16 protein-coding genes are annotated in these 15,747 nt (G+C 76.5%); 5 read left to right on the forward strand and 11 right to left on the reverse strand.

All coding sequences use genetic code 11. The features are described 5' to 3' along the window. Window positions 1-10: 10 nt before the first annotated feature. A complete protein-coding gene (locus HLV61_RS14960; RefSeq protein WP_369256764.1) occupies window positions 11-820 on the reverse strand; it encodes a GNAT family N-acetyltransferase in 810 nt (269 codons plus the stop codon). Window positions 821-933: 113 nt separating this feature from the next. Between HLV61_RS14960 and coaA the strand changes: the two genes are divergently transcribed. From coaA to HLV61_RS14980, 4 genes are all read left to right on the forward strand, one after another. Beyond that, window positions 934-1,896: a type I pantothenate kinase gene (gene coaA / locus HLV61_RS14965; protein WP_369256766.1), complete on the forward strand. Its 963-nt coding sequence runs from the start codon at window positions 934-936 to the stop codon at window positions 1,894-1,896. A 100-nt stretch (window positions 1,897-1,996) separates the two neighbouring features. Next, window positions 1,997-3,997: a CehA/McbA family metallohydrolase gene (locus HLV61_RS14970; protein WP_369256768.1), complete on the forward strand. Its 2,001-nt coding sequence runs from the start codon at window positions 1,997-1,999 to the stop codon at window positions 3,995-3,997. 29 nt (window positions 3,998-4,026) lie between these two features. Next, the gene (locus tag HLV61_RS14975) at window positions 4,027-4,860 is read left to right on the forward strand and encodes a mycofactocin-coupled SDR family oxidoreductase (protein WP_369256770.1); all 834 of its coding nucleotides are present in this window, start codon (window positions 4,027-4,029) and stop codon (window positions 4,858-4,860) included. A gap of 204 nt (window positions 4,861-5,064) precedes the next feature. Beyond that, entirely contained in the window at window positions 5,065-5,268 is a 204-nt protein-coding gene (locus tag HLV61_RS14980) for a DUF5999 family protein (RefSeq protein ID WP_369256772.1), read from the forward strand. Between the two features lie 148 nt (window positions 5,269-5,416). Here the strand turns inward: HLV61_RS14980 and HLV61_RS14985 are convergent, their stop codons facing one another. Then, a complete protein-coding gene (locus HLV61_RS14985; protein ID WP_369256773.1) occupies window positions 5,417-6,253 on the reverse strand; it encodes a hypothetical protein in 837 nt (278 codons plus the stop codon). Window positions 6,254-6,366: 113 nt separating this feature from the next. On the opposite strand from HLV61_RS14985, the gene HLV61_RS14990 reads away from it, so the two are divergent. Continuing rightward, complete coding sequence (locus HLV61_RS14990) at window positions 6,367-7,005, forward strand: DUF5701 family protein (RefSeq protein WP_369256775.1); 639 nt, start codon at window positions 6,367-6,369, stop codon at window positions 7,003-7,005. A gap of 72 nt (window positions 7,006-7,077) precedes the next feature. On the opposite strand, the gene gcvP is transcribed toward HLV61_RS14990, so the two are convergent. The 9 genes from gcvP to HLV61_RS15035 form a co-directional block, all read right to left on the reverse strand. Next, entirely contained in the window at window positions 7,078-10,065 is a 2,988-nt protein-coding gene (gene gcvP, locus HLV61_RS14995) for an aminomethyl-transferring glycine dehydrogenase (protein ID WP_369256777.1), read from the reverse strand. A gap of 182 nt (window positions 10,066-10,247) precedes the next feature. Beyond that, entirely contained in the window at window positions 10,248-10,823 is a 576-nt protein-coding gene (locus HLV61_RS15000) for a MerR family transcriptional regulator (protein ID WP_440284805.1), read from the reverse strand. 246 nt (window positions 10,824-11,069) lie between these two features. Further along, the gene (locus HLV61_RS15005; RefSeq protein WP_369256779.1) at window positions 11,070-11,555 is read right to left on the reverse strand and encodes a bifunctional nuclease family protein; all 486 of its coding nucleotides are present in this window, start codon (window positions 11,553-11,555) and stop codon (window positions 11,070-11,072) included. Window positions 11,556-11,644: 89 nt separating this feature from the next. Next, complete coding sequence (gene ftsR, locus HLV61_RS15010) at window positions 11,645-12,430, reverse strand: transcriptional regulator FtsR (RefSeq protein WP_369256781.1); 786 nt, start codon at window positions 12,428-12,430, stop codon at window positions 11,645-11,647. A gap of 5 nt (window positions 12,431-12,435) precedes the next feature. Next, complete coding sequence (odhI, locus tag HLV61_RS15015) at window positions 12,436-12,954, reverse strand: oxoglutarate dehydrogenase inhibitor Odhl (RefSeq protein WP_185938311.1); 519 nt, start codon at window positions 12,952-12,954, stop codon at window positions 12,436-12,438. A gap of 276 nt (window positions 12,955-13,230) precedes the next feature. Further along, a complete protein-coding gene (gene gcvH / locus HLV61_RS15020; protein ID WP_369256783.1) occupies window positions 13,231-13,635 on the reverse strand; it encodes a glycine cleavage system protein GcvH in 405 nt (134 codons plus the stop codon). A gap of 49 nt (window positions 13,636-13,684) precedes the next feature. After that, entirely contained in the window at window positions 13,685-14,518 is an 834-nt protein-coding gene (locus HLV61_RS15025) for a DUF881 domain-containing protein (protein WP_369256785.1), read from the reverse strand. Next, a complete protein-coding gene (locus tag HLV61_RS15030) occupies window positions 14,515-14,847 on the reverse strand; it encodes a small basic family protein (RefSeq protein ID WP_369256787.1) in 333 nt (110 codons plus the stop codon). The genes HLV61_RS15025 and HLV61_RS15030 overlap by 4 nt, the downstream gene beginning before the upstream one ends. A gap of 3 nt (window positions 14,848-14,850) precedes the next feature. Further along, window positions 14,851-15,717 (reverse strand): DUF881 domain-containing protein, encoded by an 867-nt coding sequence (locus HLV61_RS15035; RefSeq protein ID WP_369256789.1) that lies wholly within the window; start codon window positions 15,715-15,717, stop codon window positions 14,851-14,853. Between the last annotated feature and the right edge of the window lie 30 nt (window positions 15,718-15,747).

The following is a 15,747-nucleotide window of genomic DNA, read 5'->3' on the forward strand; positions in this document are numbered from 1 at the left end:
TGCCGGCCGGTCAGTCCGGCGGGCGGGCGGCGACGCCGGTGGAGCCCAGCCAGGCGAAGCCCACGCGCTCGTAGACCCGGGCGACGTCGTCGTCCCCGGCGGTGAGGAACACCAGGTCGGCGGTCTCGCGGGCCTGGGCGACCAGCGCCGAGGCCAGCGCGGCACCGACCCCGCGGCCGCGCCGGCGCGGCGAGCTGGCCACGCCCACGACCTCGCTGATCTCGGTGCCGTCCACGTCGACCGGCTGGTGCGCGCCGACGGCGACCGGCGTGCCGTCCTCGACGGCGACCATCACCACCGTGCGGCCGGTGGCGACCCGCTCGCGGAGGACCGCGGTGCGCGCCTCGTCGGGCGGGCCGGGTTGCTCCCCCGCGCCCCCGTCCGGCCCCTCGGCGGCGTGCGGGGCGAACCCGGTCTCCAGCAGGTGCTGGTAGTGCGGCAGGGCGGGGTCGTCGGCGCCGACCAGGTACAGCCGCACGCCCAGCGGGAGCAGCAGCTCGACGGGGTCGTCGACGACCAGCAGCGGGAACTCGGTGACCAGCAGCCCGGCCGCGCGGGCGGCCGCGGCCAGCGACGGCGTCCGCTCGGCCACCCACTCGACGGCGGCCGGCAGCCCCGCCTCCTCCTGCATCGCCACCGCGGCGCGGACGTCGTCGGCGGGGACCGTGCGGGTGCCCGGGTACGGGCGGGCGGGGAACGGCCACGCGGGCGGCCCGAGCGGAACGGCGAGCGCGCCGGCGGCCACCGGCGGCGCGTCGGGCAGCGACGCGGCGACGGCGTACTGCTCGACGCGGTCGAGCAGCCCGGGGCGGGACGGCACACCGGCACCCTAGACGCGCCCCCTCCCCGCGGCCGCGGGAGAGCGCGGCCGGGAGCAGCGTCCCACCCCCGCGGGTGACCCGGCGGCGGGGCCGCGCGGACCCGGGGGCCACGATGGGCACCGTGACGGCCGGGATCCGCCCCTCCATCTCGCCCTACGCGGCGTTCGACCGCGATGCCTGGCGGGCGCTGGCCGTCGCGCGCACGCTGCCGCTGGACGAGGCCGACCTGCGCGCGCTGCGCAGCCTCGGTGACCGCATCGACCTCGACGAGGTGGCCACCGTCTACCTGCCCCTGGCCGAGCTGCTGAACCTGCACGTCACCGCCAGCCAGCGGCTGTGGGCCGCGCAGAACCGCTTCCTCGGCGACACCACCGCCAAGGTGCCCTACGTCATCGCGGTCGCCGGCAGCGTCGCCGTCGGCAAGAGCACCACCGCCCGGCTGCTCCAGACGCTGCTGGCCGCCGCCCCGGGCTCGCCACGGGTCGACCTGGTGACCACCGACGGGTTCCTCTGGCCCAACGCCGTCCTCGAGGCCCGCGGGCTCTTGACCCGCAAGGGCTTCCCCGAGAGCTACGACCGGCGGGCGCTCATCCGGTTCCTGGCCGACGTGAAGTCCGGCCGCGGCGAGGTCAGCGCACCGGTCTACTCCCACCAGTCCTACGACGTGCTCGGCGGCCGGCGGCAGGTGGTGGACCGGCCCGACGTCCTCGTCGTCGAGGGGCTCAACGTGCTGCAGGCCGGCCGCCGCGACGACGGCCGCGTGCCCGAGGTGTTCCTCTCGGACTTCTTCGACTTCTCCGTCTACGTCGACGCCGCCGAGACCGACATCCAGCGGTGGTACGTCGAGCGGTTCCTCGCGCTGCGCCGGACCGCCTTCGCCGACACCTCGGCCTACTTCCACCGGTACGCCGACCTCAGCGACGACGACGCGCGCGCCACCGCCCTGTCCATCTGGGCGGCGGTCAACGGGCCCAACCTGCGGCAGAACATCGCCCCGACCCGCTCGCGCGCCCGCCTGGTGCTGCAGAAGTCCGCCGACCACTCGGTGCGCCGGGTCCTGCTGCGCAAGCTCTGACCCCTCCCCCTCGCTGTCGGTCTCCCCTCGCAGCGACGGTCGTGGCTGAGTTGGGGATAACGGACACACGACGTCGGGCGCCCGTGCCAGGGTCGCCGGCATGTGCTGTGGCGAGGACGCGGTGCTCGGCCTGCCCGCGCCGGTCCTGGAGGCGCTGGCCGGCTACCGCCGGATGCGGGACGCGCACGGCTGGGGCTGGGGCGAGGCCGCGCTGCCCGACCTGTTCCGCTGGGCCCGCTTCTCCCTGCTCGGGCCGGCCTTCGACGCGGCCGCCGCCACCGGCGACTGGCCGGCCGCCGTCCGCGCCGCGCTCGGTGACGGTGACCCGCCCGCCGGGATCGCCGTCGTCACCGTCGGCCCCGGCGGAGGGCTGACCGTGCACACCGGCCCGCCGCGGCCCGGGCCGGCGGGGACGTCCCTGCCGGTCGACGTCGTCGTGCTGTCCGACGTGGAGGGGGACCGGACGGTGACCGTGGCCGGGACCGCCATGGCCCTGCCGGCCGGCGGGGCGGGGCTGGCCGTGGTCGACGTCGACCCCGCCGCGCCCGCGGTGCCGGTCACCTGCGGACCGGCGCGGGCCGACGTCGTCGCCGTGCGGGAGGTGCCGGCGGCCCGGCTGCGCGTCTCGGCGCCGGTGTGCGCGCGCTGGTCGGTCACCGACGCCACCGGTGGCGGATGGGGGCCGCCCGGCCTCCCCGCCAAGTGGGACGCCACGCACCGCCCCTACTGGCACGCCCGCGAGGCCGAGTTCGACGTCCCGGCCGGCCCGCTGGAGGTCGTGGTCGCCCGCGGGCTGGAGTACCGGCGCACCACGCTGACGGTGGCCCCGGGCTCCGGGGAGACCGCGGAGGTCACCTGGGAGCCGCGACGGCGGTTCGACCCCGCGGCCGCCGGGTGGTACGGCGGGGACCTGCACGTGCACCTCAACTACTCCGGCGACGCCGTGCTGGAGCCGGCCGACGCCGCCCGCATGCAGGCCGGCGAGGGCCTGCACCTGGTGCAGCTGGTCGCCGGCAACCTCGGCGGGGCGCTGGTCTACGACCGCGAGCTGCTCGAGACCACCGCCGGCACCGAGCTGTGGTCGGGCGACCGGGTGGGCGTGCCGGGCCTGGAGTACCGCAACGACCTCCTCGGGCACGTGCACGCCCTCGGCCTGGCCGGCGTGCCGGACGTCCTGCACAGCGGCCACGAGGGCACCGGGGTGCCGTGGGACTGGCCGCCCAACGCGGCCGCCTGCGCCGCGATGCGCGAGCGGGGCGGGCTGGCCACCTACGCCCACCCGGTGTACTCCGCGCTCACCGACGTCGGGCAGCTGTACGCGCCGGCCCGCACCGTCGAGGCCCGCGAGCTGGTCGCCGACGCCGCGCTGGGCCTGGTCGACGCCGTCGAGGTGGTGTCCTGCTTCGACGACCGCGGTGCCGTCGTGCTGTGGCACCGGCTGCTCGACTGCGGGCTGCGGCCGGCGGCGGTCGCCGGGACCGACGTCTTCCTCTCCTTCGCCCACGGCCCCGGCGTCGCGTCCAACCCGCCGGGCTGGGGCCGGGTGTACGCGCACCTGGGGAGCGAGCCGCTCACCGCCGCCGCGTTCCGGTCGGCGGTGGCCGCCGGGCGCACCGTGGTCACCAACGGCCCGTGGCCCACCCTCGACGTCGACGGCGCGGGGCCCGGTGCCGTGCTCGACCGCTCCCCCGGCGACCGGCTCGCCGTCCGCGCCACCGTCACCGGCGGCGGGGTGGACCGGCTGGTGCTGCACGGCGCCGGCGGCGCGGTGCTGGCCGAGACCGGCGGCGGCGAGCTGGAGGTGCAGGTGCCCGTGCAGGCCGGGACCTGGCTGGCCGCGGCGGCCTACGGCGGCGAGGACGAGCACACCCTCGGCGCGCCCGTCTTCGCGCACACCGGGCCGGTCTTCGTCGACGTCGGGGGCCGGCGGGTGGCGGTGCCCGCGTCGGCCCGCTGGTGCCTGGCCGCGCTCGACGCGCTGGAGGCGCTGGTCACCGCCGAGGGCCGTTTCGACCCGGCCTCCCGCGACGAGCAGCTCGGCACGCTGGCCGACGTGGTCGAGCGGGCCCGCGCGGTGTACCGGGAGGTGGCCGACCGGTGAGCCCGGCGTCCCCGGGCGGTCCCCCCTCCATGCGCAGGTTCGAGGGGAAGACCGTGTTCGTCACCGGGGCCGCGCGGGGCCAGGGCCGCGCGCACGCCCTCCGCCTGGCCCGGGAGGGCGCCGACGTGCTCGCGGTGGACGTCTGCGCGCCGCTGGGCACCGTCGCCTATCCGCTCGCCACCCCTGCCGACCTCGCGGAAACCGCCCGGCTGGTGGAGTCCGAGGGACGCCGGGTGGTGACCGCGCAGGTCGACGTCCGCGACGCCGACGCCCTGGGGGCGGCGGTGGCTGACGGCGTCGCGCGGCTCGGCGGGCTCGACGTCGTCCTGGCCAACGCCGGCATCGGGCTGATGGACCCGGCCGCCGATCCGCGGCAGGCCTTCCGCGACCAGCTCGACGTCAACCTGGTGGGCGTGTGGAACACCGTGCACGCCGCCGTGCCGGTGCTGCTCGAGCAGGGCCGCGGCGGCGCGATCGTGCTGACCAGCTCGGCCTTCGGGCTGACCGGCCGCGGCGGCGACGGCAGCGGCGGCGGCGACGGCTACGTGGCGAGCAAGCACGGCGTGGTCGGGCTGATGCGCACCTTCGCCACCTGGCTGGCGCCGCACGGCATCCGGGTCACCTGCGTCAACCCCTCGGGCGTGGCGACGCCGATGGTGCTCAACCCCGCCGTCGAGGCGCTGTTCGGCGGCCCCCTGACCGAGGACGGGGGCAAGTCCCCCGAGGACGTGGCCAACCTGCTCGACGTGACGCTGGTCGACCCCGAGGACGTGAGCGCGGCGGTGGCGTTCCTGGCCTCCGACGAGGCGCGCTACGTCACCGGCGTGGCCCTGCCGGTCGACGCCGGCATGCTGGTGCGCTGAGGCGGGGAGGGTCCGGCGGCAGGGTCCGCCCGCCGCGGCGGCGCCCGCCATGGCGAGGACTGACGACCCGAAGGGGTCAGCTGGTGAGTTTCGTCACCTGACAGGGACGGTCGACGCGCGCACACTCGTTCGCGTCCGGTCACCAGGCGTTCACCGCCAGTGACATCTCGGCCTTCCCGCCGACCCGATCGGGAGTCCTCCCTGATGTGCGTACACACCACCCCCTGCCCCGACGCCACCAGCGACGCGCGTGACCTCGCGGCCGTCCTGAGCAGCCACCCCGAGCAGGGCTGGAGCCTGCTGTGCAACGGCGTCGTCCTCTTCGACGACGACGGTGAGCTGCTCCCCGACGGCCGCGCCGTCGCCGACCACCACCAGTGGCGCAGCCCCGGCCTCGTCCCGGCCTGAGCAAGGACCTCCCTGCCCCCCCACCACCCGCGAGCTCGTGGCGGGCCCCTGCAGGGAGGCCGTCCACCGGCGCCCGTCCCCTCCCGGGGGCGGGCGCCGCGTCCGTCCTGCAGGGCCCCACGTCGAGCGTGGGGGGGCAGGCAGGTCCTCACTCGAAGGCGGCGGCCCCGGCCTGCTCGAACAGGTCGGCGAACGCCGCGGCGTCGGGCGCCGCGGCGCCGGCCCCGGCGGACTGGGCCAGCAGCATCGCGCGCGGCCCGTCGACGGCGATGCCGACCAGCTCGGTCATCTCGTGACCCCAGCCCTCGACCGTCACCTGCAGCGCGCCACTGTCGCTCCCGACGGCCGGCACCTGCACCCGTGCGAGCTGCACGGTGGTGTCCCACCCGCCCGGGCCGGCCACGGTGACCGACGAGCAGGCGACGACGAGCTCCTCGACCGGCAGCGCCAGCCCCTCCAGCCCGGGTGCCTCGGCGAGGACCTGCCAGCTGTGCACGGCGTCGGTGTGCGCGGCCTGCGCGGCGACCGCCGGGTCGGCGGCGTCCACCGACGGCAGGGGCAGCGACTCCACGAAGTCCGCGCACGACGAGGGCGTCACGGTGACCTCGTCGAGCCAGGCGTCGTGGCCGTCCCCGTCGTGCCGGCCGCCACCCCAGCCCCAGCCCCAGCCGCCGTGCCCGCCGTCGTGGTCGCCGTCGAGGCGGACGACCTCGGCGTCGGCGCCGAACGCCTCGGCGGGCAGCAGCCGGCCGGCCAGGTCGTCGGACGCGGTCGTGCCGCCCGGCTCCTCGGCAGGGGCCGGTGCCGGGGTGACCTCCGGCGCCTCCCCGGTGGCAGCCGCGGGGCTCACCGCGCCCGGCCCGGCCGCCTGGTCGCCCGCGCTCCCGCCCGTGCCGCCGCACGCGGCGAGGAGCACCGCGCCGCTCGCCAGCACCGCCGCGCTCGCGCTCCGCCGCAGCCGGTCCCGCGTTGCCCTCAGCGCCATGGGCCGATGGTCCTCCCCGCGCCGTCGCCGCGTCGACGGGCCGGAGGTCGGAACCCGGCCAGGACCCCGGGCGTTGGTCCCCGGTCCGCCCGTCGCCGTCGCCGGAGGTCCCCGTGCCCACCGCCGCCCTGCTGACCGTCCCCTCCCCCGCCACCCAGGCCGGGCGGCTGCTCGCCGTCGGCGCCGCCGAGCGGGCCGGGCTGTCCGCTCCCGACCTGCGCGACCTGGCCGCCGGCGTCCCCGACGGCGACCTGCTCGTCCTGGCGCCGTCGCTGCTGCCGGCCTCGGCGCTGGCGGACCTGCTGACCTGGCGCGACCGCCCGGTGTTCGTCGTGGCGGACATGACCGACCTCGACGACTTCGGGCCGCTGGAGGACGCCGTCCCGCCCGCGCCGGCCTACGCGATGGGCGACCTGGACCGCGGCGACGCGTACCGCAACTGCACGCCCGACGAGTCGCTGCCGCGCATCCGGGCCGCCGGCCGGACGCCGCTGACGGTGACCGAGGGCCTGACCTGGCTGCTGCAGTGCCCGGACGTGCTCGAGCGCAACGCCTGCACGATGACCGTCGGCTCGCGGCTGCGGCGGGCGAACGGCTCCCTGGACGCGCGGACGCCGGCGCTGTGGATCAGCAACGGCACCGGGCGGGACGGACGCGAGCGCCGGGGCGCGGCGAAAGTCGGCTGGTGCTGGGCGGGCAACCGGCACACCTGGCTGGGCATCGCCTCCGCCGCCGGCCGCATCGCCCTCTGAGGACGCTGGAACGGCCTCCCTGCAGGGGCCCGCGGCGAGCCCGCGAGTGGTGGGGGGCAGGGAGGTCCTTCGTCAGGCCCGGGCGCCCACCACGTCGGCGACGGTGCCGAGGTCGTCGGGGGCGCCCTCGTCGCGGGCGGGCACGTGCGTCTGCGGCGCCTGCGCGGGCTCCGGCTCGGCGAAGGCCTCCGGCGGCGGGCAGGAGCACACCAGGTTGCGGTCGCCGAAGGCCTGGTCGACGCGGCGCACCGGGGACAGGTAGCCCCGGGTGGTCAGCCGGGACACCGGGAACACCGCCGCGGACCGCGGATAGGGGCGCCCCCACTCACCGGCCAGCATCTTCAGCGTGTGCGGGGCGTTGCGCAGCGGGTTGTCCTCGCGGTCGTACTCCCCGGTCGCGACCTTCTCGATCTCGCCGCGGATGGTCACCATGGCCTCGACGAACCGGTCGAGCTCGGCCCGGTCCTCACTCTCGGTGGGCTCGACCATCAGCGTGCCGGCCACCGGGAAGCTCATCGTCGGGGCGTGGAAGCCGAAGTCGACCAGCCGCTTGGCGACGTCGTCGTTGGTGATGCCGGTGGCCTTGGTCAGCGGCCGGAGATCGAGGATGCACTCGTGGGCCACCAGGCCGCCGGCACCGGTGTAGAGCACCGGGAAGTGCTCGCGCAGCCGGGCGGCGAGGTAGTTGGCGCCCAGCACCGCGTGCTCGGTGGCGCGCGTGAGCCCGTCGGGGCCCATCAGCCGCAGGTAGGCCCAGGAGATCGGCAGGATGCCCGCCGACCCGAACGGTGCCCCCGACACCGCCGGGCCCTTCCCGCCGGTCTCGACCAGCGGGTGCCCGGGCAGGAAGGGCACCAGGTGCTCGCGGACGCCGATCGGGCCGACGCCGGGCCCGCCGCCGCCGTGCGGGATGCAGAACGTCTTGTGCAGGTTGAGGTGGCTGACGTCGGAGCCGAACCGGCCCGGGCGGGCCAGGCCGACCATCGCGTTGAGGTTGGCGCCGTCGACGTAGACCTGCCCGCCGGCGTCGTGCACCGCGGCGCAGATGTCGCGGATGTCGGTCTCGAACACCCCGTGCGTCGACGGATAGGTGATCATGATCGCGGCCAGTCGCCCGGCGTGCTGGTCGACCTCGGCGCGCAGGTCGGCGAGGTCGACGTTGCCGGCCTCGTCGCAGGCCACCACGACCACCCGCATGCCCGCCATGACCGCGCTGGCGGCGTTGGTGCCGTGCGCCGAGCTCGGGATGAGGCAGACGTCACGGGAGGACTCGCCGCGGGAGGCGTGGTAGCCGCGGATGGCCAGCAGCCCGGCGAGCTCCCCCTGCGAGCCGGCGTTGGGCTGCACGCTCACCGCCGCGTAGCCGGTGATCTCGGCCAGCCACGTGCACAGCTCGTCGATCAGCTGCCGGTAGCCGCGGGCCCGGCCGGCGGGGGCGAAGGGGTGCAGCCCGGCGAACTCCGGCCAGGTGACCGCGGCCATCTCGACGGCGGAGTTGAGCTTCATCGTGCACGAGCCCAGCGGGATCATCGTGCGGTCCAGCGCCAGGTCCTTGTCCGACAGCGCGCGCAGGTAGCGCATCATCGCCGTCTCCGAGCGGTGCGCGGAGAAGACCGGGTGGGTCAGGTAGGGCGTGCGCCGCCGCATCCCGGCGGGCAGCGCATCGGGGCCGTCGTCGTCGAGGAGGCCCTCGTCGGCGGCCACCCCGAACGCCTCGGCCACCTGCGCCAGGACCTCCGGCGTCGTCGTCTCGTCGCAGGCGACCGCGACGGTGTCGGCGTCCACCCGGCGCAGGTCGATCCGCCGCTGCGCGGCCGCGGCGACCACCTCGTCGGCCCGGCCGGGGACCCGCGCCTGCACCGTGTCGAAGAAGGCCCCGTGCACGACGTCGACCCCGCCGGCGCGCAGCCACCCGGCCAGCGCCAGCGCGCTGCGGTGCACGCGGGCGGCGATCGCGGCCAGCCCCTCGGGCCCGTGGTAGACGGCGTAGGCGCCGGCCATGACGGCGAGCAGCACCTGCGCGGTGCAGATGTTGCTGGTCGCCTTCTCGCGGCGGATGTGCTGCTCGCGGGTCTGCAGCGCCAGCCGGTAGGCGACGTCGCCGTCGGCGTCCACCGAGACCCCGACCAGCCGGCCGGGCAGCTGCCGGGCCAGGCCCTCGCGCACCGACAGGTAGCCGGCGTGCGGGCCGCCGTAGCCCAGGGGGACGCCGAAGCGCTGGGTGCTGCCGCAGGCGACGTCGGCACCCCACTCCCCCGGCGCCTCGAGCAGGGTGAGCGCGAGGACGTCCGCGGCGACGACGACCGACGCGCCGGCGGCGTGCGCGGCCTCGGCCAGCGCCCGGTGGTCGCGGACCGCGCCGCTGGCGCCCGGATAGGACACCAGGACGCCGAACGCGCCGGCCTCGGGCAGGTCCGCCGGCCACCCGCCGGACAGGTCGGTGACGTGCAGGCCGATCCCCAGCGGCTCGGCACGGGTCCGCAGCACCGCCAGCGTCTGCGGCAGCGTGTCGGCGTCGACGACGAAGACCGCACCCGGCTCGGCCCGGCCGGCGCGGCGCACCAGCGTCATCGCCTCGGCGGCGGCGGTGGCCTCGTCGAGCATCGAGGCCCCGGCGACGGGCAGGCCGGTGAGGTCGGCGACCATCGTCTGGAAGTTCAGCAGCGCCTCCAACCGGCCCTGGCTGATCTCGGGCTGGTAGGGCGTGTAGGCGGTGTACCAGGCGGGGTTCTCGAGGACGTTGCGCTGGATGACCGCCGGGGTGACCGTGCCGGAGTAGCCCAGCCCGATCATCGGGACGCTCACCTCGTTGGCGGCGGCCCGCTCCCGCAGCTCGGCGAGCACGGCGGCCTCGTCGGCGGCCGGGGGCAGGGAGAGCCCGTCGCGGTCGCGCACCGCCTCGGGCACGGTCGCGTCGACCAGTGACTGCAGCGAGTCGTACCCGATCGCCTCGAGCATCGCGGCCGTCTCGTCGCCGCGCGGGCCGATGTGGCGGGCGGCGAAGGAGCCTGCGGGGCTCAGGGAGCGCAACGACGGAAGAGGGCCAGCAGCATCCGGCATTGCCGCGACGCTACCAGCGGAGGGGCGCGCCTCCGTCCCCCGGCGAGATCCCGCCATCTCGCACGCCCCGGGCACCGGGACGGTGCGAGATCGCGGGATCTCGACCGGCCGGGGTGCCGCGGACGCGTCGAGGGGGCGTCCCGCGGGATGCGGGACGCCCCCTCGGGACGGTCGGGAACGGATCAGGCGGTCTGCACGCGGCGCTGCCGGCGCATCGCCAGCTCGTCGTCCGCGGCGTGCAGCGGCGCGCCGTCCAGCCGCTCGGCGGGCAGCTCGGCCAGCTCGCCGGACAGCTCGCGCAGCGCCCCGGACACCGCGATGCCGAACACACCCTGGCCACCGGCGAGCAGGTCGACGACCTCCTCGGCCGAGGTGCACTCGTAGACCGTGGCCCCGTCACTGAACAGCGTGACGTTGGCGAGGTCCTTGATCCCCCGGTTGCGCAGGTGGTCGACGGCCTTGCGGATGTTCTGCAGCGACACCCCGGTGTCCAGCAGCCGCTTGACCACCTTCAGCACCAGGATGTCGCGGAACGAGTACAGCCGCTGCGTCCCCGAGCCGGTGGCACTGCGCACCGACGGGGCCACGAGTCCGGTACGGGCCCAGTAGTCCAACTGCCGGTAGGTGATCCCGGCGGCGGCACACGCCGTCGGGCCGCGGTACCCGACGAGGTCGCTGTCGACCTCGTCGTAGTCCGTCACCCCCACGGCGGCGTCGCTGAAGAGCTGACCCTGGGAGCCCTCGCTCTGGTCGCTCACGTCAGCGTCCTCCTTCGAGTCCCGCCACGGGCGCGGCGGAGCGTCCCGGAGTGCTCCCGCTTCCCCACGGGTCACACCGGTGTTGTCCGCGACCGTAAGCCGGGCCCCCAGGGCGGTCAACTGACGCGGGCGGCGTGTCGCCCCATCCACCCCAACCGGGTGGTATCGGCACGTCCGCGACCGATCTGCCCGATCCGGGACGCGTGTGACGACGGTGACGGGAGTGGTCCCACCCGCCCCGTGCGTTCAGGCGCCGCCGGAGCCCGAGCCGGCGCCGAAGTCCTCGGGGGAGATCTGGTCGAGGAACTCGCGGAACTTCTCGACCTCGTCCTCCTGCTCGTCGGGGATCTCGATCCCCACCTCGTCGAGCAGCTCCTCGGCGCCGTAGATGGGCGCGCCGGTGCGCACCGCCAGGGCGACGGCGTCCGACGGGCGGGCGCTGACCACCCGCTCGTCGCCGAACACCAGCTCGGCGATGTAGATGCCGTCGCGCATCTCGGTGATGTTGACCGCCTCGAGGGTGGCGCCCAGGGTGCGCACGACCTCGCGCAGCAGGTCGTGCGTCATCGGGCGGGCCGGGCGCACGCCCTGCTGCTCGAAGGCGATGGCCGCGGCCTCGACCGCCCCGATCCAGATCGGCAGGTACCGCTCGCCCTGCGTCTCCTTGAGCAACAGGATCGGCTGGTTGCCGGGCAGTTCGACCCGGACCCCGACGACTCTGAGTTCCTGCACGGTGATGCTCCCTCAGCTGCGGCGGTACGGGTGGGCACCGGCGCACGGCGGGCGACCGGTCCGGCGGCAGGCTCCACCGTACGCCGGAGTCACGGGCGCAACAGGTCCCGGAGGCGTGCCTCCAGCAGCGCCCGGTGCAGTTGCGCCGAGAGGGCGGAGAGCTCGGCCAGCTGCTCCCCGGCCCGGGTGCGCGCGTCCTCCGACCGCGACCGCAGCACCGGTGCCAGCAGGGACTCCACCAGCGCGGCCTCCCGCTCGGCGCCGTTGCGGAACACCCGCAGGTGCCGCGGCTCGATGCCGTGCCGGGCCAGCCCCGCCGCCGCCCGGGCGAGTGGCAGGTCCCCCGCGGGGTGCCGTCCCTCGGCGTCGGGGGCGAGCAGCCCGAACTGGACGCAGTCGGCCAGCTGCGCGGGCGTCAGCCCCGCCGCGCGGGCGAACTCGGCGGCGTCCATCGGCCCCGCAGCGGCCGGCGCCTCGTCCGGCCCGCCGCCGTCGTCGGCCGGCGGGCCGGACGCCGGTGGGTCGGACGCCGCCGGGCCGGGTGACGGGGCGCCGGGTGACGGGGCGCCGGGCACCGGCTGCCCCCGGTCGAGGGCGTCCAGGTGCTCCTTGATCACCCGCAGCGGCAGGTAGTGGTCCCGCTGGGCGGTGAGCACGTAGCGCAGCCGGTCGACGTCGGCCCGGGAGAACTTCCGGTACCCCGACGGCGTCCGCTGCGGAGCGACCAGGCCCTCGCCCTCGAGGAACCGGATCTTGCTGATGGTCACGTCGGGGAAGTCGCCGCGCAGCGCCGCCAGCACCGCCCCGATCGTCAGTCGGGGGGTGCGGGCGTGGGCGGCGCCGTCCCCGGGCGCGCCGGCGGGCGCTCCGGGCACCGGGGTCAGCGGGTGGCGGGCTCGCCGGTGCGCGGGCCGGTGAGGTAGACGAGGCGGAACTTGCCGATCTGCACCTCGTCACCCCCGGCCAGGGTCGCCACGTCGACCGGCTCGCGGTTGACGTAGGTGCCGTTGAGGCTGCCGACGTCGTGCACCGAGAAGCCGCCGCCCTCGCGGTGGAACTCCACGTGCCGGCGGCTGACGGTCACGTCGTCGAGGAAGATGTCGCTGTCGGGGTGCCGGCCGGCGGTGGTGACGTCCTGGTCGAGCAGGAAGCGGCTGCCGGCGTTCGGGCCGCGCTTCACCACCAGCAGGGCGGACCCGGCGGGCAGGGACTCGACCGCGCCGGCGTGGGCGTCGGCGGACGGCTCGGCCGCCTCGGGGACGTCGCCGGTGTCCTCGCCGCCCACCTTCGGGATGACGCTGGTCGACTCACCCACCCGCTCCTGGGAGAGGGCGGCGCCGCACTGCGCGCAGAAGCGACTGCCCTCGGGGTTGTCGTGGCCACAGCGAGTGCAGTGCACGTCTGTCTCCTCCGGTGCAGGGGGCACCGCCGCGGGCGAGGGGGTCTGCCGCGGGCGGCCGGCGGACGACGGCACCGGACGGTGCCGTCGCGGGTCGGCCGCCGTGCGGGGCACGGCGGGCCGTTGGTCATGGAACCAGCGGTGGTCCCGAGGGTCAACCGGACGCCCGGGTGGCGTCACAGCAGCCCCACGGGGCCGGTCGGGAGCCGGTCGAGAGCCGGTCCCCAGGGGAGCATAGTGATCGCCCCGAGGGCCCCGACCGGGCCGGGGGTGCGGTCAGGACGCGCCGGCGAGCGCCTCGTAGGCGGCGGCGTCGAGCAGGCCGGCGGTGGGGTCGCCGTCGTCGCCGGCCACGGTGATCTCCACCAGCCAGCCCGCGCCGTAGGGATCGGCGTTGATGGTCTCCGGAGCGCTCGAGAGGGTCTCGTTCACCGCCGAGACGGTGCCGGCGACGGGCGAGTAGACGTCGGACACCGACTTGGTCGACTCGACCTCGCCGATCGGGTTGCCCGGGCCGACCTCCTCCCCGACCTCGGGGAGCTGCACGAACACGATGTCGCCGAGCGCGTCCTGCGCGTGGTCGGTGATGCCGACCCGCACGACCGTGCCCGAGGCCCCGCTCCCCTGCACGAGGGCCCACTCGTGCTGGTCGGTGTAGCGGCGGTCGTCCGGGGTGCTCATGCGGCGTCGTCTCCAGGGGTCCGGGGTGGGACGGCGCCGCGCGGAGCGCTCAGTCGCCGTCGTCGGGCTGAGCGTATTGAGGCTCGTCGAGCGGCCGCAACGCGTCCACCACGACGCGGTCGCGCTGCTGGATGTCGACGCTGCCGCCCTGCCGGCCCACCCGGTCGACGACGCCGCCGGGGATGCTCATCGCCGTCTGCAGGTCCTGCGGGGAGCCGATGACGACGACCTCGTAGGGTGCCGACACCGCCCGGCCGTCGACCCGCAGGGCGCCCGGGGTGCCGGTGACGGCGGTGGAGACGCCGACCCGGACGCCGTCGATCTGCATCGTCTCGGCGCCCGCGCCGCGCAGCTCCTGGACGGCGTCGAGCAGGTCGGCGACGCGCACCCGCCCCTCGGGGTCGCGGATGCTCATGACCAGCCCGGGGCCCTCGGCGACGACGGTGCCGTTGAGGATGGCGAGGGCGTCGGCGCGCTCGGTGGCGTCCTCGAGGGCGGCCGCCGAGCGGCTGTCGGTGTCGGACAGCTCGCGCAGGGCGCCGCGCTGGTCGGCGATCTGGCCGCGCAGCCGCTCCTCCTCGAGGTCGAGGTCGTCGAGGATGGCGACGAGCTCCTCCTCGCGGGCGCCCTCGAGCGTCTGGCCGGTGCCGGTGCTGCGCACCTGCACCGCGATGGCGAAGCCGAGCAGCGCGGTGAGGACCGCGATCAGCGACGCGGCCACCAGCCGCGGGCGGCGGCGCCGGGCGGTCGCCGGGGCGGGCTCGGCCGCGGGCTCCGCCGCCGGCGAGCCGGTCACCTCCCCGGCCGGCGCGTCGACGGGGGGACCGGCGTCGTCCGGGCGCGGCCGCTCGTCGTCGCCGGGCGGGCGCGGGGTGCCGCTCATGCCCGGAACAGGTGCCGGCGGATGGCCGCAGCGTTGCCGAAGATGCGGATGCCGAGGACGACGACCACCGCGGTGGACAGCTGGGCACCGACGCCCAGCTGGTCGCCGAGGAAGACGATCAGCGCGGCGACGACGACGTTCGACACGAACGAGATGACGAACACCTTGGCGTCGAAGATCCCGTCGAGGCGGGCCCGGGCGCCCCCGAAGGCCGCGTCGAGGGCGGCGACCACCGCGATCGGGAGGTAGGGCTGCAGCCACAGGGGGACGGTGGGGTCGAGCACCAGGCCCAGGGCGATGCCGACGGCCAGGCCGATGACGGGGATCACCGCTCAGCCCCCCGAGTCGCCGGCGGCGGCCTCGGCGGGCTGGCCGGTGAAGGGGGCGGCGGAGCGCAGCTCGGGGACTCCCCCGGCGGGAACGGACAGCTCGTCCTCCTGGGCGAACTCGAAGAGCAGGCCGAAGGACTCCGAGATGACCGCCAGGGCGTTGACCTCGGGGCTGGCCAGGAACCGCGACCGGAGCTCGTCCGGGTCGCCGACGGCGCTGATCTGGTACGGGTTGGTGACCGGGCGGAAGTCGACGAGGACCGCCTCCCCGGCGAAGCGGATCGCGGTGGTGGGGCCCAGCCGCTGGCCGTTGATCGAGACCGCCTCGGCGCCGGCGGCCCACAGCGCGTTGACCACCAGCTGCAGGTCGCCGTCGCGCACGTCGCCGCTGCCGTCGTCGGTGCCGCCCACCGGGTCGGCGTCGGCGTCGGGCTCGGCGTCGGCCAGGGTGACCAGCAGGCCGGGCCCGCTGACGGCCACGAGGCCGGCGGCGAGCTCCGCGGCGTCGAGGTCGTCGATGGCCCGCTGGCCGACCGTGCTGGCGGCCAGGGCGTCCTCGCGGGCGTCGGCGACCCGGGCGCGCAGGTCCTCGAGCTCGGCGGAGAGGCCCTCGATGGTGTCGGACTGGGTGCCGATGTCCTCGACCAGCGCGCCGCGGACCTCCTCGCGGCCGGCCGCGCCGGAGGCGGCCTGGTCGTAGGTGACGCCGACGAGCAGGCCGGCGGCGGCCATCGTCACCGCCACCACCACCGCGCCCGGGCCGCGCCGGCCATCCCCGGAGGGGTCGCGGGCCGCCCGGGCCTGAGCGGCGCGGGCGTAGGCGGGGTCGAGGGTCTCGGCGAGCACCTGGTCGAGCAGGGAGGCGCCCATCGAACGGACCCCGCCGCCACGCGGGGGTCC

Source organism: Geodermatophilus amargosae (genome assembly GCF_041028265.1).
Classification (GTDB): Bacteria; Actinomycetota; Actinomycetes; order Mycobacteriales; family Geodermatophilaceae; genus Geodermatophilus; species Geodermatophilus amargosae_A.